Genomic DNA, 22,114 nt, shown 5'->3' with positions numbered 1-22,114 from the left:
CGCATGCCGGAAGAGCATTGAAAAGGAAGTGGGAGGGGAGAAGGCTGGTTGCAATAACCGGCACCACACCCCCGTGGCACTTCCGCTTGTTTGTCTCAGGCCGGTATCCGGGCTCGCAAGTCTTGACGTATCGCCTTCCCAGGTGGTTACCCAGTGGCCTTTTGATATGTCCGCACTTGCTTACCGTTGCGGGGGCAGCAGCGGAATGGTCTCAATGGAGACGCACCGCTTTCCCGTTTAACTGCGGTTGGAGAAACCTCGCGCAGCACCTGTAACAATTGCGATTTTACATTGAGGAATGCTTGAATAACAGAGACATAGCTTCTTCTTTCTATAGTTTTAGTCCGGCGAGGAAAATACGGAGCGTTTCCCGCGACGCCGGCAACGCCCTGTACATAAGGATTGATCACTAAATTGCACAAAGACACCGGTATCCGGGGGGCTGGCGGGTGGCAGGATTATTTAGGGTTGTAACGTAAGCCAATGAACGCGCTCAGGCGTGGTTGCGCGTAAGCCCAGGCGGTTTCGTATTGTTCATCGAACAGGTTATTGATGCGGGCTTCTAGACGAAGGTCTGGCGTGATCTGGTAATGGCCAAACAGATTGACCAGCGCGTAGCCTTTCATTCGGCGGGTGTTGGTAGCGTTGTCGAAGCGGGTGCCGACGGCCTGGACCTCCGTTCCGACGTTCAGTGGGCCGGTAGCGTAACTAAGTGAGAAATTGGCCTGCTCGTCGGCGCGACGTGGCAGCTTTTTCCTGGTTGTGGCATCGCGCGGATCCATGATGTCGATGCTCGCATTGATCTGCCAGTGGCCAATCGAACCGGCATAGGTCAATGAGTTGCCCCGGATTGTCGCTTTGTTGATATTGACCAGCGGAGAGCCGCCAATCAAATCAGTGATTTTGTTGTCAAAATAAACCCAGCCAATCCGGTGGCCGGTCTCCAGCCAGGTCAGGCCGATTTCCCGGTTCAATGCTTCTTCCGGCTTCAAGTTTGTCGAGCCAAACCCTGGAAAATAGAGCTGGTTGAAGGTGGGGGCCTTGAACGCAGTACCGATCGCCCCGCGTGCGGAGAGCGCGCTCGTGAATTGATAGCCGTAGGCCAGGTTGCCGGTGTTTTTGGCACCAAATTGCGAGTTGTCATCGCGTCGTCCTGCGAGTTGCACGCTATGGTTGCCTAGCTTGGCGTTGTAGCCCAAGAAAGGGGAGCTGACCGTGCGTTCACGAACGGCATATTTGGTGGTGCTGTTAACTTCCTGGGATAAATACTCATAGCCGATCAGCAGGCTGCCCAGCGGAAGTCCAATCTGATTTTCGACCATCCACTGATTTTGTACCGTCTCGAATAGTGATCGGGTCGGTGCGAAGTTGGTTGAGCTATCCTCGGCCTGCCCAAAACGAACTGTCGATGTCCAATCGTCTGTCCATTGATTTCGGGAATAGGCGGAGAGTACAGTGGTTGCGACATTGGCGTAGGCAAAGACGGTCGGCCCACCGCCATCGTAGTCGTTTTTCCCGGTGACGTTGTAGCCGGTAATCCCCAGTTCGTGGCCTTTGGCCGGACGAATCGCGATGCTGCCGGACATGCTGTTTTGGTAATAACCATCTCGGTCTGGATTGGGAAAACTGCCGTTGACTGCTTTGTATCGAACCGGATCGGCTGCGGCATTGAATCCATCCGTGCCCAGATACGAAACCCGCAGATTCCCCGACAGCATCTGGCCTCTACCGGACAGCCCGGCCGACAGCTCTTGGGTATTGCGTGATCCGATACCGGCAAAGGCATCTGCTTGTAATGGACCTTCTCCGCGCCGCGTAAAAATCTGGATGACGCCGCCGATCGCATCTGATCCATAGACTGCAGAGGAAGGGCCGCGAACAATTTCAATACGTTCGATTTGTGACAATGGAATGTCGGCCAGTGACGGGGTGCCGGTGGTGGCAGAACCGAGCGGGATGCCGTCGATCAGCAACAGGGTATGGCGTGCTTCGGCGCCACGAATGAACAGGCTGGAAGCCTTGCCAAGCCCGCCGTTATTGCTCAACTGAATGCCGGGCTGGCGGGCAATCAGCTCTAGTGCTGAAGATCCGCTCGCTTTTTCAATATCCTCGCGTTGAAGGACGGTTACATCGGCGAGCGTTTCGCTGACGCGGGTAGCTTGCCGGGTAGCAGTGACTACAACGGGATCCAGATTTTGTTGAGAAAGAGCAGGCGTTAGGTACAACAAGGGGAGTAAGGCCGCAAGCGGCTTGAGGCAGGTAGACATAGCTTTCCTTTTTCCGACAGGCGTCCCCGCGAGTCGGAATGGTGGTAAAAGGAAATGCAGGGAGAATGCTGGCCGCAAGAACCGGCACCACGCCCCGTGGCACTTCCGCTTTTTTGTCTCAGGCCGGTATCCGGGCTCGCAAGTCTTGACGTATCGCCTTCCCAGGTGGTTACCCAGTGGCCTTTTGATACGTCCGCACTTGCTTACCGTTGCGGGGGCAGCAGCGGAGTTGTCTCGTTGGAGACGCACCGCTTTCCCGTTTAACTGAGCATGGAGAAACCATGCGCAGCACCTGACACGGCGCGCATTCTACATGGGTAGGCTTTTGAGTGCATCGGGCAAGTTCGATCAGGTTTCTATAAACCACTTTTAGATGAAACGCTTAGTCCTTGACCACGCGGGATTTTTGCCTCTATAGTTCGCGCCATGAATGCGGAACTTGAAATTCTTGAAGGTAAAATCGATCAGGCCGTCGCGCTGGTTCACCAGTTGCGCGCCGAAAACGAGGTTTTGAAAAACCAGATGGCCGCCGCCGAGTCAGAAAGACTGCACCTGCGGCAGACGATGACGGCCGCCCGTGAGCGCCTGGAAGGCCTGATGGACAAGATTCCCGAGGATGCCTGAGATGACTGCAGAGCCGAATTTCCTCGACGTGAAGATCATGGGGCGCGAGTACCGCGTTGCCTGTGCGCCTGAAGAACGCGATGCGCTGTTGCAGGCGGTCGACGTGGTGGATGGCAAGATGCGCGATATTGCGCAGCGGACCAAGAACACCATTGCCGAACGTGTTGCTGTCATGGCCGCATTGAATATTGCACATGAACACCTGACCGGTGCGTCCGGTGGCGCTTCAAAAGAGTTTGCGGAAGCAGTTGATACTTCCGAAGCGAAGCGTAGAATCGGTGACATGGGAGCACGACTTGATGCCGTGCTTGCGCCCCAGCAGCAACTGGACTTGTAGTCGGTTTCTGCTGACCCCGGCGCCGCCCGCCGAGCGTCCCCTGCGGTGTTTGTTAAGGCCATATATTCCTTGAACCAATGCTAATTGGCATCGGTTGCGGACCAATCATCCGCTGTTGTGCGCGCTCCCAGTGAGTGTGCCTGATGCGGTAGGAATGCGACCACTCTGGACCCCGGTTCAGGATGCCGGCCTGACGACATTCGCGGGGGCCTTTTTTTGCCCTCAGATTAGCGCGATCACATGCAGTATTGGCTGATGAAATCCGAGCCGGACGAGGTCTCGATCAATGATCTTGAGGCCGCACCGGCGCAGCATGTGCCTTGGTTTGGGGTACGCAACTACCAAGCGCGCAATTTCATGCGCGATGCGATGCAGGTCGGTGATCTTGCCTTCTTTTACCATTCCAGCTGCGCCGAGCCCGGCATCGCCGGCATTTGCGAGATTTGTTCCGAGCCTTATCCGGACGAAACCCAGTTTGCTGCGGTCAACCGGTATTTTGACCCAAAATCGAAATCTGAAAATCCGCGCTGGTGGTTACGTGACGTCCGTTTCGTTGCCAAGTCGCGGCCAATTCGGCTGGCCGAACTGCGTGCCTGTCCGGAACTTGCTAACATGCGCCTCCTGGCCCGCGGCAACCGGCTGTCGATCATGCCGGTAACGGCAGATGAGTGGGCGTTCATCAACCGTCTCATGGCAGCGAACTCATGACAATCTGGTGGTTAAGCTACCCCCTGCTGGGAATTTTTGGCGGCTTTGTCGCCGGCCTGTTTGGTGTTGGCGGCGGTTTGACCCTTGTGCCCTTCATGTACATGCTGTTTGTCGCCCAAAATTTTCCGCCGGAGCATGTCATGCATCTGGCGCTGGGTACTTCGATGGCGACCATTGTATTCACATCGCTTTCAAGCATGCGCGCCCATCACGCGCATGGCGCAGTGCGCTGGGATGTCGTGCGCAGTTTGGCGCCTGGCCTGGTGCTGGGTACCTTTGGTGGCTCATTGGTGGCCGGTCAGGTTCCTACCGGACCGATGACGGCCATCTTTGTCGTCATCGTCTACTATGCCTCCCTCCAGATGATGCTCGACTTCAAGCCCAAGGCGCACCGGCAGTTGCCCGGCCCGCTGGGCCTGTTTTCCGTGGGCGGCGGCATCGGCGTGATTTCCAGTCTGGTCGCTGCCGGTGGCGGGTTTTTGTCCATACCCTTCATGCTTTTTTGCAATGTCGCCATTCATTCGGCCGTTGGCACTTCGTCGGCACTGGGCTTTCCGATTGCCGTGGCGGGGGCAATCGGCTACATCGTCGCCGGCTGGAGCGATACTGGATTGCCACCCTACGCGCTGGGCTATATCTACCTGCCGGCCTTTGTCGGGATAGTTTTGATGAGCATGGCCATGGCGCCGGTCGGTGCCCGACTTGCCCACAAACTGCCAGTCAAGAAACTGAAGCGGGCTTTTGGTGGCTTTCTTGCCCTGCTTGCCAGCAAGATGCTCTACAGTCTTACCGGCTGAAGGCTCTCAGACGCCTGCCTTGAAGTCGCGCAGCGTTGCAACAAGGTCGGCGAAACGCTCGCCCTGTACCGTGACATGGGCGCGCAAGAGGGCTGAGGCGAGGTCGCTGTCGCCCTTTATGATGGCATCTACAATGGTCTGATGTTCATTGAACGATGTCGCCATCCGGTTACGGACCCGAAGTTGCAGCCGGCGGTATGGGCGTAGCCGGCGGTGCAGTGCGGTCGCCTGTTCGACGAGGAAATCATTGTGGCTGGCCTCGTAAATCCGTTGATGGAAGACTTCATTTAGCTGGTAATAAATATCCGGCGCGTTTGCATCGCGTGCCTCTTCGCAGGCGCGATGGGCCTCCTGCAAGGCCACCTGCTCGCTCGACGTAATGCGGCGAGCCGCAAGTCGGCCGCACATTGCTTCCAGTTCAGCCATCACTTCAAACATTTCGCAGACCCGGTCGGCACCCACTTCAGGCACTGTCGCGCCACGTCGCGGCTTGATTTCGATCAGGCCGATGGAGGCGAGTTGAATCAGCGCTTCGCGGACTGGTGTTCGCGAAACGCCAAAGGTGTCCGCCAGTTCCTGCTCATCGAGCCGGGTGCCGGGCGGATAGACGCCGGTAACGATGCGCTCTTCAATGAATTCGCCTAGCCGTTCTGACTGACGGGTAGTGGTGGGAATCTCGACAGGGCTGTTCATGTTTCAAGCTCCAGCTGATGGCAATAATTGAATTATACGAAATTAGTTGACCAGTATTCAATCGATGTATATCTTGTATACACAACGGTGATTTTTGAACACAAATCAAGAGCGCGGTATTCCCCAAGTATGGATAAGCCAGCCAGTGAGGTTTCACCGCCCGTACCTATTTAACCTTGGAGGAGATATCCATGATCAGCAACACCAAACGCAACCTTACACTAGCCATCGTCGCAGCCGCTTTGACCTGTGCGCTGCCCGTTGCACAGGCCCAGATGCCGCGTGTCATCAAGATTTCCCATCAGTTTCCCGCTGCGACCAACGAGGATGGTGATTTCCGCGATCGACTGGTCCGCCGCTTCGCGGCCGAAGTCGAAAAGCAGTCCAAGGGAAGTCTGAAATTCGAAATCTATCCCGGCAGTTCGCTGATGAAGACGAACAGCCAGATTGGTGCCCTGCGCAAGAGCGCCTTGGATATGAGCCTGGTGCCGCTGGCCTATGGAGGCGGCGAAATTCCGCAGGTAAACATCACGCTGATGCCGACAGTCGTCAGCAGCTACGAACAGGGAATGCGCTGGAAAACAGCGCCAATTGGCCAGGAACTTGACCGTATCCTGGCGGACAAGAACATCAAGATCATCACTTGGGTCTGGCAGGCAGGCGGCATCGCCTCGACCAAGAAAACTGTGGTCGTTCCTGACGACGCCAAGGGCCTGAAGTTCCGCGGCGGCAGCAAGGAAATGGACCAGATGCTGAAGGGCGCTGGCGCTGCGGTGACCGGCATGCCGTCCTCGGAAATCTATAGTGCGATGCAGTCTGGCGTGCTCGATGCGGCACTGACCTCCAGCACGTCGTTGATCAGTTTCCGTCTGCAAGAATTCAGCAAGTATGTCACCACGGCCCGCAACAGGAGCTTCTGGTTCATGTTCGAGCCGCTGCTGATTTCCAAGGGCCTCTATGACTCGCTGACCCCAGACCAACAGAAGATTATCAGTGAAGTCGGCGCCAGTCTGGAGAAGTTCGGCGTTGAGGAGGCCAAGAAGGATGATCAGCGCATGGCCGAAGTCTTTACCAAAGCCGGTGCCAAGGTTTCCGACATGGATGAAAAAGCCTTCATGGCTTGGCGTGGCATCGCTGAACAAACCGCCTTCAAGGATTTCTCCGAGAACATCAAGGGTGGCCGCGCCCTGCTCGACATGGCGTTGTCGGTCAAGTAATCCCTGGCCGGGCATGGCCCGGCCCATCCTTTTTTAAAGGTGAATCATGAGCCCCGGATATTTCATCAGCCGTGCGGTCAAGGCTTTCAATATTGCGACAGGTTACCTGTCGGCTTTTCTGATCGTTATTGCCACTTGCGTCCTCGTTTTTGAAGTCGCAGTCCGTTACTTCTTTGCCTGGCCGACCGATTGGGAAATCGAGTTTTGCGTCATGTTGCTGATCGCTTCCAGCTTCCTGGCTGCTGCCCACACCCAGCTTAACCGTGGCCACGTCACAATCGAAATTCTCGACGAAATCACGCCGCCGAGCTGGACTCAGTGGCGCATGGCGTTTTCCGATCTGCTCTCCTTCCTGTTCTGCGCCTTCATCGCCTGGAACTGCTGGCATCTGTTCTACGAAGCCTGGGACGAAGGCCGGATGAGCGATACCTCGTGGGCGCCGAAGATGTGGCCGGTATTCGCCACCATGGCGATCGGCATGACCTCGCTTGCCTTGCAGGTATTTGTCCAGTTCATCGAGGACTCGCTACCGGAAGCCATGCGCTCGCATCACCCTCCGCCGCAGCACAACGCCGCGATCCAGGTGGCCATCGAACGCATCCAGCATGACGATCAAGGAGAACTCAAATGAGCGTCGGAACATTAGGCATGCTGTATGCGGCCGCAACCTTCCTGTTTTTATTCTCGGGCATGCCGATTGCCTTTGCGGTCGGCTCCGTTGCCCTGATCTTCATGTATTTCTTCATACCGGTGGCGCAGTTGTCGATCATCGCTGAAACCATCTTTTCAGAGTTGAACAGTTTCACCCTGCTGACTATCCCGCTATTTATCATGATGGGGGCAGCGATCGGCAAATCACGCGCCGGTGCCGATCTCTATAACTCGCTGAATCGCTGGCTGTACAAGGTGCCGGGCGGCCTTGGCCTGGCCAATACGCTGGCCTGCTCGGTGTTTGCGGCAATGTGCGGCTCTTCGCCGGCGACCTGCTCGGCGATTGGTTCCTCAGGCATTCCGGAAATGCGCAAACGCGGCTATTCCGAGCGTCTGGCGACCGGTTTGATCGCTGCCGGCGGCACGCTGGGCATCCTGATTCCGCCGTCGCTGACGCTGATTCTCTATGGCCTCGCCACCGAGCAATCGATCGGCAAGCTCTTCATGGCTGGTGTTGGCCCTGGCTTGCTACTGACAACGATGTTCTCGATCTGGGTGGTTTACAAATCCTGGGCGGAGAAGAACGAAAAAATTGCCTCAAATCGTTCGACCGGTATCGCCATGCCAGCGGAGGAATCGTATAGCTGGAAGGAACGCCTCGAAACGCTGCCCCGGCTTACTCCTTTCATTGGTCTGATCATTGTCGTCATGGTTGCTCTCTACGGTGGCTGGGCGACGCCGTCGGAAGTCGCCGGCATCGGTGCCTTCGGTGCGCTGCTGATGGTCATGGCGATCTACGGCTGTTGGCGCTGGGCTGACCTCAAGGTCATCTTGTCCGGTACGGCTCGTGAGTCGTCGATGATCATGCTGATCATCGCAATGTCCTTCCTCTACACCTATGTGATGAGCTATCTGCATATTACGCAGTCAGCTGCCGCCTGGATGATTTCGCTGGAAATGAGCAAGTGGGTCTTCTTCTTCTGGATCAATATTCTGCTCATCGTGCTCGGCTTCTTTCTGCCGCCGGTCGCCATCATCCTGATGGTCACGCCGATCATCCTGCCGGCCTTGAAGGCATTGGGCATCGACCTGATCTGGTTCGGCGTGATCATGACCATCCTCATGGAAATGGGCCTGATTCACCCGCCGGTTGGCCTCAACCTGTTCGTGATCAGCGGAATCGCCCCTGACATCAAGCTCAAGGAAATCATGTGGGGCACCGTGCCCTTCCTCCTGCTGATGGTTTTCGGCATTGTTCTGCTCTGCATCTTCCCGGAAATAGCCACCTGGCTGCCCTCGCAGTACAGCGGCTCCTGAATTAGCTGAAAGACGATCATGAACGCACCACTCCCGCGTGAATGGGACACTCTGCGCCAGAGCCGCGGCCGCCGCCTTGAGCGGGTGGCGAGCCTCGGTTTTGGCCGGGAAATTCCGGTTGACCGTATCATCGACCTGCTCGAAGCCATCATCCAGCCGGGCGACCGCGTCTGCCTCGAAGGCAACAACCAGAAGCAGGCCGATTTTCTTTCCGAGTCGCTGGCCGACTGCGATCCGGCCCGAATCAACCAGCTGAGCATGGTCCAGTCGGTGCTCGCCCTGCCCAGCCATGTGGATCTGTTCGAGCGCGGCCTTGCCAGTCGCCTCGACTTTTCCTTCTCCGGTCCGCAAGGCAGTCGCCTGGCCAAGCTTGTTCAGGAACAGCGCATCGAGATCGGCGCCATTCACACCTATCTCGAACTGTTCGGCCGCTACTTCATGGATCTGACGCCGAACGTCGCGCTGATTGCGGCGCAGGCAGCGGATGCCGAGGGCAATCTCTACCTCGGCCCAAATACCGAAGATACGCCGGTCATCGTTGAAGCGACCGCCTTCAAGGGCGGTATCGTCATCGCCCAGGTCAATGAGCGGCTGGAAAAATTGCCACGCGTCGATGTTCCGGCCGACTGGGTGGATTTCACCGTGCTGGCGCCCAAGCCCAATTACATCGAACCCTTGTTTACCCGCGACCCGGCACAAATCACCGAGGTCCAAGTGTTGATGGCAATGATGGCGATCAAGGGTATTTACGCTGAATACGGCGTCACCCGCCTGAACCACGGTATCGGTTTCGACACGGCGGCAATCGAGTTGCTGCTGCCGACCTACGCCGCCGACCTTGGGCTGAAGGGCAAGATCTGCACGCACTGGGCGCTCAATCCGCATCCGACGCTGATCCCGGCCATCGAATCTGGCTTTGTCGAATCGGTGCACTGTTTTGGCTCGGAAGTCGGCATGGATGCCTACATTTCGGCTCGATCCGATGTCTTCTTTACCGGCGCCGACGGCAGCATGCGTTCCAACCGGGCGTTTTCGCAAACTGCCGGCCTTTACGCCTGCGACATGTTCATTGGCTCGACGCTGCAAATGGATCTCGCCGGTAACAGCTCGACGGCGACGCTGGGCCGGATCACCGGTTTCGGCGGGGCGCCCAACATGGGCTCCGACCCGCACGGCCGTCGTCACGCCAGCCCGGCCTGGCTGAAAGCCGGGCGCGAAGCCTACGGGCCGAACGCCATCCGCGGCCGCAAGCTGGTCGTGCAGATGATCGAGACCTTCCGCGAACACATGGCGCCGGTCTTCGTCGAGGAACTCGATGCCTGGCAACTGCAGAAAATGATGGGGGCCGAACTGCCGCCGATCATGATCTACGGCGACGACGTCAGTCACATCGTCACCGAGGAAGGCATCGCCAACCTGCTGCTCTGCCGTTCGCCGGAAGAGCGCGAGCAGGCGATTCGCGGTGTCGCCGGCTTCACGCCGGTTGGCATGGCCCGCGATGCCCGCATGGTCGAGAACCTGCGAGACCGCGGCATCATCCGCCGCGCCGAAGACCTCGGCATCGACCCGCGGCTGGCCACCCGCGACCTGCTTGCCGCCCGGTCCGTCAAGGATCTGGTGCGCTGGTCTGGCGGTCTGTATGCCCCTCCTTCACGCTTCCGCAATTGGTGATCAAGATGGAAACACTCGATTTTTGTTTCGACTCTGCGCCGGTGCGTCCGGCGGCCGATCCTGCGCTATGCGGGGTGGTCGGCTCCGGCAATCTGGAAATTCTGGTCCAGACCGGAGAACAGCCAGCCACCTGCCAGATCCGCATCAAGACTTCGGCGCGCGGTTTTGGCCAAACCTGGCAGGCTGTGCTCGGCAGCTTTGCCGCCAGCCATGCGGCTGGCGGGACCGCCATTGCCATCAACGACATGGGGGCGACGCCCGCCGTCGTCACGCTGCGCCTGGCTCAGGCGCTGGCTGAATATCAGGGAGGTGCCCAATGAGCCTGTCACTCGCCTCCCGCCGCAGCTGGTTCGAAGCGACGGCCCGCGCTCGCGTTGCTGGTCTGCTCGATGCCGGCAGCTTCACCGAAATTCTGCCCCCCGCCAAGTCGCAACCCAGTCCGCATCTGGCGCAACTCGACCTGCCCGGCGCTTTCGACGACGGCGTAGTCATTGGCTACGGTCAACTGGAAAAAAAGCCTATTTTTGTTATCGCCCAAGAAGGTCAATTCATGGGCGGTGCCGTCGGCGAAATTCACGGCGCCAAAATCGCCGGGCTGCTGCGCCGCGCGGCAAAGGAAAAGCCGGCTGCCGTACTTTTTCTGATTGACTCCGGCGGCGTTCGTTTGCATGAAGCCAATGCCGGTCTGATCGCCATTTCCGAAATCATGCGCGCCGTGCTCGAAGCGCGTGCTGCCGGCGTGCCGGTCATCGCGCTGGTTGGCGGCAGTTGTGGCGCTTTCGGTGGCATGGGTATCGTCGCCAAGCTGTGCTCGGCCATCATCATTTCTGAGGAAGGCCGGCTGGCGCTTTCCGGTCCTGAGGTTATTGAAACGGTGGCCGGTGTCGAGGAATTCGACTCGAAAGACCGGGCGCTGGTCTGGCGCATCACGGGTGGCAAGCACCGCTACCTGATGGGCGATTGCGCTGAACTGGTCGAGGACGACATTCCGGCTTTTCGGGTCGGGGCGGCCGAATTTCTCGCCGGCTGGACGGAGCCAGAACCAAGTCTGGCCCTGTTGCGTACCCGGCAAAAATTATTGCAAAACCGCCTCGCCGCCTACGCCAGCTTCCGCGATGGCCTGCAGGTCTGGGCCGCGCTTGGCGTGGCGCAACCGGAAAGCGTGCCGATGCTAGACCGCGACAGTCTGGTCGCCCTCAAGGAAGGACTCCCGACATGAGCCTCAACGACATTCTCGATTCGCTGTTTCCGGCCGGCCACACTGTCAGCGTGGACGGTCAGGTGATTACCGGCGAAGCGCAGACGGCGCAGGGTACGGTCACCGTGCTCGGCACTACCGACGCGGCGGCCATCGACCACCGCATGGCCTTGGCCTTGGCCGACTGCGTGCTCAACACCATCGAGCAGTATCCCGGTCGACCGCTGGTTTTTCTCGTCGATACCAGCGGCCAAGCCCTATCGCGCAGTCAGGAGTTGCTCTGCCTCAATGGATCGCTGGCCCATCTCGCCAGTTGCGTTGATCTCGCCCGCCGTCAGGGTCATCCTTCATTCAGCCTGGTCACCGCCAATGCCGTCAGCGGCGGCTTCCTGTCTTTTGGCCTGATGGCCGACCGCGCCTATGCGCTGGCTGACGCGCAGGTTCGGGTCATGGACTTGCGGGCCATGTCACGGGTGACCAAAATTGCCCACGAGCGTCTGGTTGAACTGGCCGTCTCTTCGCCGACCTTTGCCCCGGGCGCTGAGAACTACGTGCGCATGGGCGGCATTGAGGCGATCTGGCCGATGCCATCGGCTGAGCTGCTCGAAGACGCGTTGGCTTTCGCTCGACAGGCTGCGCCGGCCAGCGATGGGCGCATGGTCAGCGCGCTGCAGCGCGGCGGCCGTCTGTTGGCGGCCGGTATTGCCGGGGAAGTTCAGAGCGACCAGCGCGGAGCCTGAACAATGCGTCGCCATGACCTTGTATATCTGCGTCGCGACGCCGCATTTGGCACGCCCTGTGCTGTAGCAGGCGACCCATTCTGGTTGGCCGCCAGCGAATGGATAGGCCGCGGCCGGCCGCTGGTCGCCGCGCGTCAGCCAGACGGCGCCGCTGGCGTGCTGCTCGGTCTGAGCCTGCCCTTGGCGCAGCAGCGAAAAAGGCTGTCCATTCAGGTTGACCGTAGTGCCGTTGCCGAGATTCGCTCGCCGCTGTCCATCGAACAATGCTGGTTGCGTCTGTCACCAGGCCAGGCCAATGTATTGCGCCGACTGGCCACCCAGGCGGCAGCCTGTTCGGTCCGCATCGGCGTTTTTGGCTCGCTGGCTTGGGAGGTTTTGAGCGGTGAAGACTACCGCCATGCCGAATCCGATATCGATCTGATTATCGATGTCGACACGATGGCGCAACTCGACGCCATGCTATTGGCGCTGCAACTGGCCGCCAGCCAGTTGCCCTGTCGGCTGGATGGCGAAATTCGCTTGCCGGATGGGAGCGCCGTCGCCTGGCGGGAATTCGCCGCCAATCGGGACAAGCCGACGGCTGGTGTTCTCGTCAAAGGGCCGCGTGAAGTTGCTTTGCTTCCCATGCAGTCGCTGCTGGCCAGCCTCGACGAGGCCTGCTCCCATGCTTGAGCGCATTACGACGGTCAGTCGCCAAGCGCCGCTACCGCTGTCGATCAATAAGGCGGCAGCCCGGCGGATTGGTCGGCTGGCCATTCGTGGCCTGTACCGCGAAGCGGCATTGGCGCCCAAGCCCGGCCTGGTCACGCCGAGCAGCCAGGGCAGCCATGGCGACATGGATTTCACGACCTTCGTCCGCAGCCTGCAGTCCTTGCGTGCCTATTTCCCGGCCATCGCTGCTTGCGGTCAGCACGGCCCCGATTTCGCCCCTTTGCAAGCGCTCGGCATCGCCGCTGAAAGCGCCATGTTGGCCGCGACCGGGGGCGTCAACACCCATCGCGGCGCGATTTTCAATCTTGGCCTGCTCTGTGCGGCCGCTGGCCAGCTGATTGCCGATGGCGAACAGCCTTCGGCATCTGCTTGCTGCGAGACCGTGAAGATGAACTGGGGCGCGGAGATTCTCCATGGTTTGTCCTCGCCGCCAGCCGCTTCGCAGCTGAGCCACGGTCTGGTTGTCGCCCGGCGTTATGGCAGTGGCGGGGCGCGTCAGGAGGCGGCGAGCGGCTTTCCGGCGGCGCTAGCGCTTGGCTTGCCAGCCTATCGCAGCGTTCTGGCTGCGCATGGCGATGGCGAACTGGCCGCAACGCAGGCCTTGTTTTCCCTGATATCCGAACTGGACGACACCAACCTGCTGTGGCGTGGTGGCCCGTCCGGGCTGGCCTACGGGCAGCGCGCCGCGAGTGAATTCCTGGCCGCTGGTGGTGTTTTCGCCTCCGATTGGCGCGACCATGCCAAGGCCATCGACCGGGATTTCATCGCCCGTCGCCTGAGTCCCGGTGGCAGCGCTGACCTGCTCGGCGTCACGCTCTTTCTCGCTGAACTGGATAACTGGACCTGAGATGCGCCTTGCCCTTCTTTTCAGCGGCCAGGGCGGGCAAGGTCCGGCGCACTGGCAGCAAGTCCAGGCTGGCGCGCATGGCGAGCTTGGTGAGGCATTGTTGCGGGTGCTGCCCGGCATCGCCGACCCCAGTCTGACGATCATGGAAACAACGGCTGGCCCCAGGGTCAACCCGGAAAAACTGGCAAAAAACAAAATTGCCCAACCGCTGATCTTTGCCCAGCAAATGCTGCTCTGGGGCGAATTGCAAAATCGCCTGCCCCGGCCAATTTGCGCCGCCGGCTATTCTCTCGGAGAAATGGCGGCCTGCTGCGCGGCAGGTGCCTTTACGGTGGTCGAGGGCATCGCCCTGTGCGCCGAACGGGCGGCAGTGATGGATGCTGCGGCAGCTGGTGAGCACGGCATGCTTGCCGTGCTTGGACTGGATGATGCATTGGTCGAGACGCTGGCCGAGCAGGCCGGGCTGGCCGTGGCGATCCGCAACGCGCCGCGGCACCTGGTCGTTGCCGGACCACGGACCGGCATTGCCGTCGTTGCTGCACAATTCGAGGCAGCGGGAGCGAGCCGGCTGGTCCATCTGGCGGTGCAGACTCCTTCGCACACGCCGTTGCTGAGTCAGGCGGCACTCGCCTTCAAGAAACGGCTTAGTGTGTTGCCAGAGCGCCGCCTAAGCTTTCCCGTCCTCAGTGCCATCGACGCGACGGCGGCACGTACGGCCAGCTCAGCGCTCGACGCACTGGCCCGCCAGATCAGCACGCCACTCAATTGGGCATCCTGCCTGCAAACGGTGCGGGAAATGCAACCCGATGCCGTGCTCGAAATCGGCCCCGGCAATGCCCTGGCTCGCCTGTTCAGCGAGCTGGCGCCAGAGATTCCGGTGCGTGCCACTGATGATTTTCGCAGCTGTGAGGGCATCGTTCGCTGGTTGGAAGCCGGGAACCGATAGAATTCACCGCCTACTCATTCTGTCGTTTCGCCAATCCCTGTGATCTCCTTTGAAGTCATCCCGGCATATCTGCTGACCGGCGCTGCGGCCGGTTTTTTTGCCGGCCTGCTTGGCGTCGGTGGTGGCGTAGTGGTCGTCCCATTACTGACTGTTATCTTTACCTCGCAGAGTTTTCCCGCCAACGAGGTCATGCATCTGGCGCTTGGCACCTCGATCGCGACGATACTGTTCACGTCGATCTCCAGCCTGCGCGCCCATCACGCGCATCAGGCCGTGCTGTGGACGGTGATGCGCGATCTGACGCCGGGCATATTGATCGGCACCCTGCTTGGCGCATTGGTGGCGGCGAGCATTTCGTCGCGGGCACTGTCAATTTTCTTTGTCGCCTTCATGATCTTTGTTGCCGCGCAAATGATCGCCAACTTCCGTCCCAAGCCGAGCCGAAATCTGCCCGGGCGGCTTGGACTGGGCATCGCCGGCACTGTCATCGGCGCTGTTGCCAGTCTGGCAGCCATGGGTGGCGGCGCTCTCACCGTGCCTTACCTGATCTGGTGCAATGTCAGGCCACATCACGCGATCGGGACGTCAGCTGCGGTGGGCTTGCCGATCGCGATTGGCGGCACGATCGGCTATATCTGGAATGGCTGGGCACATCCCGGCTTGCCGAGTGGCAGCCTGGGCTTCATTTACCTGCCGGCGCTCGGCGTCATCCTGCTGGCCAGCATGTTGGCCGCACCGCTTGGCGCCCGTCTCGCCCATCGTCTGCCGGTGCATGTACTCAAACGGATTTTTGCCAGCCTGTTACTGGTGCTGTCGAGCAGGATGTTGTGGAGCCTATACGGTGGTTAACAGGGGCTTGTTTAGCGCGACTTGAACACGGGTTTTCGCTTTTCCAGAAAGGCAGCCAGCCCTTCCTGGTAATCCTCTGTTTCGAGGAAGGCGAAAGATGCCGCTTTTTCTTCGTCGCTCAGTGCTCGACCGTCCAGGAGGCGGTTGATCCATTGTTTGTGCCAGCCGGCAACCAGCGGCGCGCCGGCGCAGATTCGACGGGCAGTGGCGTAGGCTTCGCCGATGGTTTGCTCATCGGCAACGACGCGAGTGACCAGTCCTTTGGCGTAGGCCTCGGTCGCGCTCAGAATGCGACCTTCGAGCAGGATTTCCTTCATGACTGCCGGGCCCGCGAGTCGAAGCAAGCCTTCCATTTCGCCAGGGTACATCGAAAATCCCAGACGATTGATCGGCGCACCGAAGCGGGCGCTTTCGCCACAAATCCGGAAGTCACAGACGCCGGCAATTTCCAGTCCGCCGCCAATGCAGGCGCCCTGAATCAAGGCCACGGTGGGGTGCGGGCACTGATCGATGGCTTGCAGCGCGAGTGCGACCTGGCCGTGGTAATGCAGGGCTTGTTCGAGCGTCGTGCGGGCTGTCACGAATTCTTCCAGATCGCCGCCGGCAGCGAAGGCATCGGTGCCGGCGCCGCGCAGGACGACGCAGCGAATGCTACGGTCAACGCTGATTTTTGCCATATTTTCAAAAATCTGGTTCCACATATCCAGATTGATGGCGTTGAGTTTTTCCGGATTGTTCAGGGTGAGCGTGGCGACTTCGCCATCGCAACAAACATCGATAGTACTCATGGCGTTATCTCAAATGGCCCATTGAAAGTATTTGCTTGTGGGGCTTAACAATGTTGTTTTGGGAGGGTGATATTAGCTTGCAGCGCAGGCTTTAAAGATCATGTCAGCACCAGATGCGAGTTTCTCCGAAGGAGGTGAGAGCTACTCTGGTTTGCTGCTTTCGTTGCGACCGCTGCGGTGATCAGGCTGCTTTGCTGGGGGCGTTGTCCTGCATCTTGGCGAGAGCCTCCCGACCGGATAACAGGTGATCGTGCATCAGTTTTTCCGCCTTGACAGCATCGCCGGCGACCAGTGCTGCCAAAATGAGGCGGTGTTCATCCAGCGATTGTTGCAGACGCCCTTCCAGCGAGAGTGAGTGCATGCGCGACAGTTTCAATACCTTGCGCAAATCCTGAATGACCGACAGCAGCCATCGGTTGCCGGAGAGCTCCTGAATCTTTTTGTGGAACTGTTGGTTGGAGTCGAAAAAAGCGTCAATGCGACCGTCCCGCGCTGCCGCTTCAAGTTGTTCATGGATGGCCTTCAGGGTGGCAATGTCCGCTGGTTTGGCGCGTTTGACCGCTTCTGCTGCGCAGCGACCTTCCAGCATGGCTATCAGCGGGAAGATATCATCCAGATCCTGTCGGGAAATTTCCGTGACATAGCAGCCTCGACGTGGCCGGAGATCGACCAGCCCTTCGGATGCCAGCACTTTGAGTGCCTCGCGCAATGGCGTACGGGAAATGCCGTACTGTTCAGCGAGTTTCTGCTCGTCGATCCAGGTGCCTGGTGTCAATTCGTGAGCGAAAATGCGTTGGCGCAGTCGCTCGGCGACTTCTTGATAGAGTGCAGTGGGTGCGATACGAGTCATATTCTAGGTGCGATGCGAAAGCGAAAAACGGTGCATTGCCGACTTGCCTCCATAATTATGAATAAAGTATTATGCGCTCCTAGGTATGTCAAGATGGGCCCAAAAGCGTAGAATTTTGAATTCTGCATCATAAGCTCAAAAAAATCGAATCAGCGAGGGTAAGTCATGTCCGAAAAGTTCTTTGATTCCAATAACCTGGATGCTTGGGAAAAAGCTGCTGCGAAACAGTCGCCGGGCGGTGATATCTCCAATCTGGTCTGGAATACGCCGGAAGGACTGGCCGTCAAGGCGCTTTACACCAAGGCTGATGTCGAAGGCCTCGAATTTGCCGATACCTTGCCCGGCTTTGCGCCTTATATGCGCGGTCCGCAACCGACCATGTATGCGGTCAAGCCGTGGACGATCCGCCAGTATGCAGGTTTCTCAACCGCAGAAGCTTCCAATGCCTTCTACCGCAAGGCACTGGCCGCAGGTGGTCAGGGCGTTTCCGTCGCTTTCGACCTGGCTACTCACCGTGGCTACGACTCCGACAACGCACGTGTTACCGGCGACGTAGGCAAGGCCGGCGTAGCGATCGATTCAGTCGAAGACATGAAGATCCTTTTCGACAGCATTCCGCTCGACAAGATTTCCGTGTCGATGACGATGAATGGCGCCGTGCTGCCGATTCTCGCCGGCTACATCGTTGCTGCCGAAGAACAGGGTGTGCCGCAGGAAAAGCTGTCCGGCACCATCCAGAACGACATTCTCAAAGAATTCATGGTGCGGAATACCTATATCTATCCGCCCAAGCCGTCGATGAAGATCATCGCCGACATTTTCGGCTATACGGCGCAGCACATGCCGAAGTTCAACTCGATCTCGATTTCCGGATATCACATTCAGGAAGCCGGTGCCAACCAAGCCATCGAACTGGCCTTCACGCTGGCTGACGGCATGGAATATGTGCGCACTGGCGTCGCTTCCGGTATGGACGTCGATACTTTCGCCGGCCGCCTGTCCTTCTTCTGGGCTGTGGGCATGAATTTCTATCTCGAAATTGCCAAGATGCGTGCCGGTCGCCTGCTGTGGGATCGCATCATGACAGGCTTCAACGCCAAGAGCCCGAAGTCCAAGATGCTGCGCACGCACAGCCAGACTTCCGGCTGGTCGCTGACCGAGCAGGACCCATACAACAATGTCGTACGCACCACCATCGAAGCGATGGCGGCAGTCTTCGGTGGCACCCAATCGCTGCATACCAATGCACTCGACGAAGCCATCGCGTTGCCGACCGAGTTCTCATCGCGCATCGCCCGCAACACGCAATTGATCATCCAGGAAGAAACACATATCACCAACGTGGTTGATCCGTGGGCCGGTTCCTACATGATGGAAAAGCTGACCCAGGATATGGCCGACAAGGCTTGGGGCATCATCGAGGAAATCGAGGCGATGGGCGGCATGACCAAGGCCGTCGAATCAGGCTGGGCCAAGATGCAGGTTGAAACCTGTGCCGCCGACAAGCAGGCGCGCATCGATTCCGGCAAGGACGTCATCGTTGGCGTCAACAAGTACAAGCTGGCCAAGGAAGACGCGATAGACATCCTCGATATCGACAACCATGCCGTGCGTGACTCCCAGGTCGCCCGTCTCAAGCAGATTCGCGCCACCCGCGATTCCGTGGCGGTCCAGGCCGCGCTTGATGCATTGACCAAGGCCGCCGAAACCGGCGAAGGGAATCTGCTCGACCTGACCGTCAAGGCCATGCGTTTGCGCGCCACGGTCGGTGAAGTATCTGATGCACTGGAAAAGATCTTTGGTCGTTTCCGCGCCAATAACCAGACCATTTCGGGTGTTTACGGAGGTGTTGTGGAAGGTCAGGAAAGCTGGGAAACCATCAAGGCCGATGTCGCCAAGTTTGCGGAAGAAGAAGGTCGTCGCCCGCGCATCATGATCGCCAAACTGGGTCAGGATGGCCATGATCGTGGCGCCAAGGTCGTGGCCACTGCCTTTGCTGACCTAGGGTTCGATATTGACATGGGACCCTTGTTCCAGACGCCGGAAGAGGCTGCGCGTCAGGCCATCGAGAATGACGTTCATGCCATCGGCGTTTCGTCACTGGCGGCCGGACATAAAACGCTGCTCCCCGAATTGGTGAACTCCCTCAAGGCTCAGGGTGCTGACGACATCATCGTTTTTGCCGGCGGTGTCATCCCGGCTCAGGACTACGATTATCTCTACAACGCTGGTGCCAAGGCGATATTCGGACCCGGTACCCGGATCGAGGATTCTGCTGTTCGGGTGCTGGAAGAGATCCGCAAGGCGCGCGGTTAATTCTGGATGAATCTGGGCGAAGCTCCTGTGCTGGCTCACCTTTCTTCGGGGGCGGATCAAGCGCTGGTCGATGGCGTACTGGCCGGTCAGCGGCGTTCGCTTGCCAAGGCGATCACGCTCATTGAGTCGACCCGCGCTGATCACCAGCAAAGGGCTCAGCAGGTACTGACCGCATTGTTGCCGAAGACGGGTAACGCAGTGCGCATTGGCATTTCCGGCGTTCCGGGGGCTGGCAAATCCACCTTCATCGAAGCGTTGGGCGTCTGGCTGATCGAGCGGGGCAAAAAACTGGCCGTTCTGGCGGTTGATCCATCGTCTTCGGTCTCCGGTGGTTCAATTCTGGGTGACAAGACGCGCATGGAATTACTTTGCCAGCGCGAAGAGGCGTTCATTCGCCCCAGCCCGTCGGCTGGTTCGCTGGGTGGCGTTGCCGAGAAAACACGCGAGGCCATGCTGCTCTGCGAAGCAGCCGGATTCGACGTGATCATTGTCGAAACTGTGGGCGTCGGCCAATCGGAAACCACGGTGGCCGGCATGGTCGACATGTTTTGCCTGCTGCAATTGCCGAATGCCGGAGACGACCTGCAGGCGATCAAGAAAGGCATCGTTGAGATCGCTGATCTGGTGGTTATCAACAAGGCCGATATTGACCCGCGAGCAACCGCTGTGGTCCGCGCACAATGGAAAAATGCGCTGCATATGCTGCGCCCCGCTTCGCCGAACTGGGCGCCGCCGGTCATCGCCTTGAGCGCGTTGCACAAGGAAGGCATTGTCGAATTCTGGGAACAGGTCGAGAAATATCAGCTTGCGCTGAAGCCAACCGGCGAGTTTGCCGCCAAGCGCCAGCATCAGGCGTTAAGCTGGATGTGGCAGTTGATTGACTCCGGCTTGCGCCAGCACTTTCGTCACCACAAGCGGGTGCAGGAGAATTTGCCTGCGCTTACCAGCTCCGTCGAGCAGGGCCATACAACGCCGGCAGCGGCGGCCTATGCGCTGCTCGACTATTTGAAACACTGAATTCCAAATTACCCGAACCATTTAGGGAGTTTTTATGCACGACATCATCCGTCAGCTGGAAAAAAAGCGTGAAATGGCCCGCCTCGGCGGTGGCCAGAAGCGTATCGACAGCCAGCACAAAAAGGGCAAATTGACCGCCCGGGAACGTCTTGAACTATTGCTCGATCCGGACTCCTTTGAGGAATGGGATCTGTTCAAGGAGCACCGTTGTACTGACTTTGGTATGGATCAGGCAGAAAAGATACCGGGTGACGGTGTCGTCATTGGTTACGGGACCATCAACGGTCGACTGGTTTTTGTCTTCTCGCAGGACTTCACGGTTTTCGGTGGCTCGCTGTCCGAAACCCATGCCGAGAAGATCTGCAAGGTGATGGACCATGCCATGAAGGTTGGCGCGCCGGTCATCGGCTTGAACGATTCGGGTGGTGCCCGTATTCAGGAGGGCGTCGCCTCTCTGGGCGGCTACGCCGACGTATTCCAGCGTAACGTGATGGCCTCTGGCGTCGTGCCGCAGATTTCCATGATCATGGGACCCTGTGCCGGTGGTGCCGTTTATTCGCCGTCGATGACTGACTTCATTTTCATGGTCAAGGACTCGTCCTACATGTTCGTGACCGGCCCGGAAGTCGTCAAAACCGTGACTCACGAAGATGTGACGGCCGAAGAACTCGGCGGTGCCGTGACCCATACCAGCAAGTCAGGTGTGGCCGATCTGGCCTTCGAAAACGATGTCGAAGCCCTCTCCATGCTGCGCCGTTTCATGAACTTCCTGCCAGCCAACAACCGCGAAAAGCCGCCGGTCACGCCGACCAACGATCCAGTAGATCGTATGGACTATTCGCTGGACACGCTGGTGCCGGACAACGCCAACAAGGCGTACGACATGAAGGAACTGATCGTCAAAGTGGTTGACGACAATGACTTCTTCGAAGTACAGCCTGATTACGCCAAAAACATCATCATTGGTTTTGGTCGTGTGGATGGTCATCCGGTCGGTATCATTGCCAACCAACCGCTGGTTCTGGCCGGCTGTCTGGACATCAAGTCCTCGATCAAGGCTGCCCGCTTCGTCCGCTTTTGCGATGCCTTCAATATTCCGGTGGTCACCTTCGTTGATGTCCCGGGCTTCATGCCGGGCACGACTCAGGAGTACGGCGGCATTATCAAACATGGCGCCAAGCTGCTCTACGCCTACGCCGAATGCACTGTGCCGAAGGTTACGATCATCACCCGCAAGGCTTACGGTGGTGCCTATGATGTGATGTCCTCCAAGCACTTGCGTGGCGATGTCAATATTGCCTGGCCATCCGCTGAAATCGCGGTCATGGGGCCGAAGGGTGCTGTTGAAATCATTTTCCGCGAGGAAAAGAACGATCCGGCCAAGTTGGCCGAGCGCGAAGCCGAGTACAAGGAAAAATTCGCCAATCCGTTTGTGGCAGGAGCCCGTGGCTTCATCGACGATGTCATCATGCCGCATGCAACCCGCAAGCGCATCGCCCGTTCGCTGGCCATGCTGCGCGACAAGAAACTCGACAACCCGTGGCGCAAGCACGGCAACATTCCTCTGTAA

At 58.7% G+C, this 22,114-nt stretch carries 22 protein-coding genes, 1 other RNA gene and 2 riboswitches; of the genes, 19 read left to right on the top strand and 4 right to left on the bottom strand.

From position 1 onward, the window contains the following. Positions 1-80: 80 nt before the first annotated feature. Positions 81-288: riboswitch (cobalamin riboswitch) on the bottom strand. A gap of 170 nt (positions 289-458) precedes the next feature. Then, a complete protein-coding gene (locus IPJ12_08695; GenBank protein ID MBK7647220.1) occupies positions 459-2,267 on the bottom strand; it encodes a TonB-dependent receptor in 1,809 nt (602 codons plus the stop codon). A gap of 103 nt (positions 2,268-2,370) precedes the next feature. Beyond that, positions 2,371-2,578: riboswitch (cobalamin riboswitch) on the bottom strand. A gap of 115 nt (positions 2,579-2,693) precedes the next feature. On the opposite strand from IPJ12_08695, the gene IPJ12_08690 reads away from it, so the two are divergent. The 5 genes from IPJ12_08690 (at position 2,694) to IPJ12_08670 (ending at position 4,733) form a co-directional block, all read left to right on the top strand. Next, the gene (locus tag IPJ12_08690; protein ID MBK7647219.1) at positions 2,694-2,891 is read left to right on the top strand and encodes a hypothetical protein; all 198 of its coding nucleotides are present in this window, start codon (positions 2,694-2,696) and stop codon (positions 2,889-2,891) included. 1 nt (position 2,892) lies between these two features. After that, on the top strand, positions 2,893-3,228 hold the full coding sequence (locus tag IPJ12_08685) for a cell division protein ZapA (GenBank protein MBK7647218.1): 336 nt from the start codon (positions 2,893-2,895) through the stop codon (positions 3,226-3,228). A gap of 34 nt (positions 3,229-3,262) precedes the next feature. Further along, a non-coding RNA gene (gene ssrS / locus IPJ12_08680) (6S RNA) lies at positions 3,263-3,441 on the top strand. Positions 3,442-3,468: 27 nt separating this feature from the next. Continuing rightward, positions 3,469-3,936: an EVE domain-containing protein gene (locus tag IPJ12_08675; GenBank protein ID MBK7647217.1), complete on the top strand. Its 468-nt coding sequence runs from the start codon at positions 3,469-3,471 to the stop codon at positions 3,934-3,936. Then, on the top strand, positions 3,933-4,733 hold the full coding sequence (locus IPJ12_08670) for a sulfite exporter TauE/SafE family protein (GenBank protein MBK7647216.1): 801 nt from the start codon (positions 3,933-3,935) through the stop codon (positions 4,731-4,733). Before IPJ12_08675 ends, IPJ12_08670 begins: the two co-directional genes overlap by 4 nt. A 6-nt stretch (positions 4,734-4,739) precedes the next feature. On the opposite strand, the gene IPJ12_08665 is transcribed toward IPJ12_08670, so the two are convergent. After that, on the bottom strand, positions 4,740-5,426 hold the full coding sequence (locus tag IPJ12_08665) for a GntR family transcriptional regulator (protein MBK7647215.1): 687 nt from the start codon (positions 5,424-5,426) through the stop codon (positions 4,740-4,742). Positions 5,427-5,617: 191 nt separating this feature from the next. On the opposite strand from IPJ12_08665, the gene dctP reads away from it, so the two are divergent. From dctP to IPJ12_08610, 11 genes are read left to right on the top strand one after another with little or no spacing between them, the layout of a single operon-like run. After that, positions 5,618-6,643 (top strand): TRAP transporter substrate-binding protein DctP, encoded by a 1,026-nt coding sequence (gene dctP, locus IPJ12_08660; protein ID MBK7647214.1) that lies wholly within the window; start codon positions 5,618-5,620, stop codon positions 6,641-6,643. A 46-nt stretch (positions 6,644-6,689) separates the two neighbouring features. Further along, positions 6,690-7,274 (top strand): TRAP transporter small permease, encoded by a 585-nt coding sequence (locus IPJ12_08655; GenBank protein ID MBK7647213.1) that lies wholly within the window; start codon positions 6,690-6,692, stop codon positions 7,272-7,274. After that, on the top strand, positions 7,271-8,611 hold the full coding sequence (locus IPJ12_08650; protein ID MBK7647212.1) for a TRAP transporter large permease: 1,341 nt from the start codon (positions 7,271-7,273) through the stop codon (positions 8,609-8,611). The genes IPJ12_08655 and IPJ12_08650 overlap by 4 nt, the downstream gene beginning before the upstream one ends. Positions 8,612-8,629: 18 nt before the next feature. Then, complete coding sequence (mdcA, locus tag IPJ12_08645) at positions 8,630-10,282, top strand: malonate decarboxylase subunit alpha (protein ID MBK7647211.1); 1,653 nt, start codon at positions 8,630-8,632, stop codon at positions 10,280-10,282. Positions 10,283-10,287: 5 nt separating this feature from the next. Further along, a complete protein-coding gene (gene mdcC, locus IPJ12_08640; protein MBK7647210.1) occupies positions 10,288-10,602 on the top strand; it encodes a malonate decarboxylase acyl carrier protein in 315 nt (104 codons plus the stop codon). Continuing rightward, positions 10,599-11,501: a biotin-independent malonate decarboxylase subunit beta gene (locus IPJ12_08635; protein ID MBK7647209.1), complete on the top strand. Its 903-nt coding sequence runs from the start codon at positions 10,599-10,601 to the stop codon at positions 11,499-11,501. Before mdcC ends, IPJ12_08635 begins: the two co-directional genes overlap by 4 nt. Then, the gene (gene mdcE / locus IPJ12_08630) at positions 11,498-12,220 is read left to right on the top strand and encodes a biotin-independent malonate decarboxylase subunit gamma (GenBank protein MBK7647208.1); all 723 of its coding nucleotides are present in this window, start codon (positions 11,498-11,500) and stop codon (positions 12,218-12,220) included. The genes IPJ12_08635 and mdcE overlap by 4 nt, the downstream gene beginning before the upstream one ends. 3 nt (positions 12,221-12,223) lie before the next feature. Continuing rightward, entirely contained in the window at positions 12,224-12,892 is a 669-nt protein-coding gene (mdcG, locus tag IPJ12_08625) for a malonate decarboxylase holo-[acyl-carrier-protein] synthase (GenBank protein MBK7647207.1), read from the top strand. Continuing rightward, on the top strand, positions 12,885-13,778 hold the full coding sequence (gene mdcB, locus IPJ12_08620) for a triphosphoribosyl-dephospho-CoA synthase MdcB (protein MBK7647206.1): 894 nt from the start codon (positions 12,885-12,887) through the stop codon (positions 13,776-13,778). Before mdcG ends, mdcB begins: the two co-directional genes overlap by 8 nt. 1 nt (position 13,779) lies before the next feature. Continuing rightward, a complete protein-coding gene (mdcH, locus tag IPJ12_08615; GenBank protein ID MBK7647205.1) occupies positions 13,780-14,724 on the top strand; it encodes a malonate decarboxylase subunit epsilon in 945 nt (314 codons plus the stop codon). A gap of 42 nt (positions 14,725-14,766) precedes the next feature. Next, positions 14,767-15,573 (top strand): sulfite exporter TauE/SafE family protein, encoded by an 807-nt coding sequence (locus tag IPJ12_08610; GenBank protein ID MBK7647204.1) that lies wholly within the window; start codon positions 14,767-14,769, stop codon positions 15,571-15,573. An 11-nt stretch (positions 15,574-15,584) separates the two neighbouring features. Here the strand turns inward: IPJ12_08610 and IPJ12_08605 are convergent, their stop codons facing one another. After that, positions 15,585-16,361: an enoyl-CoA hydratase/isomerase family protein gene (locus tag IPJ12_08605; protein MBK7647203.1), complete on the bottom strand. Its 777-nt coding sequence runs from the start codon at positions 16,359-16,361 to the stop codon at positions 15,585-15,587. 181 nt (positions 16,362-16,542) lie between these two features. Continuing rightward, a complete protein-coding gene (locus IPJ12_08600; GenBank protein ID MBK7647202.1) occupies positions 16,543-17,211 on the bottom strand; it encodes a GntR family transcriptional regulator in 669 nt (222 codons plus the stop codon). A 165-nt stretch (positions 17,212-17,376) separates the two neighbouring features. Here IPJ12_08600 and scpA point away from each other — a divergent pair, with 165 nt between their 5' ends. The 3 genes from scpA to IPJ12_08585 are packed head-to-tail and all read left to right on the top strand — an operon-like array spanning position 17,377 to position 22,114. Then, on the top strand, positions 17,377-19,527 hold the full coding sequence (gene scpA / locus IPJ12_08595; GenBank protein MBK7647201.1) for a methylmalonyl-CoA mutase: 2,151 nt from the start codon (positions 17,377-17,379) through the stop codon (positions 19,525-19,527). Positions 19,528-19,533: 6 nt separating this feature from the next. Beyond that, positions 19,534-20,544, top strand: coding sequence for a methylmalonyl Co-A mutase-associated GTPase MeaB (gene meaB / locus IPJ12_08590; protein ID MBK7647200.1), 1,011 nt, complete (start codon positions 19,534-19,536; stop codon positions 20,542-20,544). A gap of 34 nt (positions 20,545-20,578) precedes the next feature. Further along, positions 20,579-22,114: an acyl-CoA carboxylase subunit beta gene (locus IPJ12_08585; protein MBK7647199.1), complete on the top strand. Its 1,536-nt coding sequence runs from the start codon at positions 20,579-20,581 to the stop codon at positions 22,112-22,114.

The organism is Betaproteobacteria bacterium (assembly GCA_016709965.1).
Taxonomy (GTDB): Bacteria; Pseudomonadota; Gammaproteobacteria; order Burkholderiales; family Rhodocyclaceae; genus Azonexus; species Azonexus amarohabitans.
The sequence above is the reverse complement of the archived record's forward strand: the minus strand, read 5'-3'. Positions and strand labels throughout refer to the sequence as shown.

What these genes read in the sequence shown, in the direction of transcription:
- mdcA (MBK7647211.1), top strand. Translation starts at nt 8,630, where the DNA reads ATGAACGCACCACTCCCGCGTGAATGGGACACTCTGCGCCAGAGCCGC.
- mdcC (MBK7647210.1), top strand. Translation starts at nt 10,288, where the DNA reads ATGGAAACACTCGATTTTTGTTTCGACTCTGCGCCGGTGCGTCCGGCG.
- scpA (MBK7647201.1), top strand. Translation starts at nt 17,377, where the DNA reads ATGTCCGAAAAGTTCTTTGATTCCAATAACCTGGATGCTTGGGAAAAA.
- IPJ12_08695 (MBK7647220.1), bottom strand. Translation starts at nt 2,267, where the DNA reads ATGTCTACCTGCCTCAAGCCGCTTGCGGCCTTACTCCCCTTGTTGTAC.
- IPJ12_08635 (MBK7647209.1), top strand. Translation starts at nt 10,599, where the DNA reads ATGAGCCTGTCACTCGCCTCCCGCCGCAGCTGGTTCGAAGCGACGGCC.
- IPJ12_08600 (MBK7647202.1), bottom strand. Translation starts at nt 17,211, where the DNA reads ATGACTCGTATCGCACCCACTGCACTCTATCAAGAAGTCGCCGAGCGA.
- IPJ12_08585 (MBK7647199.1), top strand. Translation starts at nt 20,579, where the DNA reads ATGCACGACATCATCCGTCAGCTGGAAAAAAAGCGTGAAATGGCCCGC.
- IPJ12_08665 (MBK7647215.1), bottom strand. Translation starts at nt 5,426, where the DNA reads ATGAACAGCCCTGTCGAGATTCCCACCACTACCCGTCAGTCAGAACGG.
- IPJ12_08655 (MBK7647213.1), top strand. Translation starts at nt 6,690, where the DNA reads ATGAGCCCCGGATATTTCATCAGCCGTGCGGTCAAGGCTTTCAATATT.
- IPJ12_08605 (MBK7647203.1), bottom strand. Translation starts at nt 16,361, where the DNA reads ATGAGTACTATCGATGTTTGTTGCGATGGCGAAGTCGCCACGCTCACC.
- IPJ12_08690 (MBK7647219.1), top strand. Translation starts at nt 2,694, where the DNA reads ATGAATGCGGAACTTGAAATTCTTGAAGGTAAAATCGATCAGGCCGTC.
- mdcG (MBK7647207.1), top strand. Translation starts at nt 12,224, where the DNA reads ATGCGTCGCCATGACCTTGTATATCTGCGTCGCGACGCCGCATTTGGC.
- mdcH (MBK7647205.1), top strand. Translation starts at nt 13,780, where the DNA reads ATGCGCCTTGCCCTTCTTTTCAGCGGCCAGGGCGGGCAAGGTCCGGCG.
- IPJ12_08650 (MBK7647212.1), top strand. Translation starts at nt 7,271, where the DNA reads ATGAGCGTCGGAACATTAGGCATGCTGTATGCGGCCGCAACCTTCCTG.
- IPJ12_08670 (MBK7647216.1), top strand. Translation starts at nt 3,933, where the DNA reads ATGACAATCTGGTGGTTAAGCTACCCCCTGCTGGGAATTTTTGGCGGC.
- meaB (MBK7647200.1), top strand. Translation starts at nt 19,534, where the DNA reads ATGAATCTGGGCGAAGCTCCTGTGCTGGCTCACCTTTCTTCGGGGGCG.
- IPJ12_08685 (MBK7647218.1), top strand. Translation starts at nt 2,893, where the DNA reads ATGACTGCAGAGCCGAATTTCCTCGACGTGAAGATCATGGGGCGCGAG.
- dctP (MBK7647214.1), top strand. Translation starts at nt 5,618, where the DNA reads ATGATCAGCAACACCAAACGCAACCTTACACTAGCCATCGTCGCAGCC.
- mdcB (MBK7647206.1), top strand. Translation starts at nt 12,885, where the DNA reads ATGCTTGAGCGCATTACGACGGTCAGTCGCCAAGCGCCGCTACCGCTG.
- IPJ12_08675 (MBK7647217.1), top strand. Translation starts at nt 3,469, where the DNA reads ATGCAGTATTGGCTGATGAAATCCGAGCCGGACGAGGTCTCGATCAAT.
- mdcE (MBK7647208.1), top strand. Translation starts at nt 11,498, where the DNA reads ATGAGCCTCAACGACATTCTCGATTCGCTGTTTCCGGCCGGCCACACT.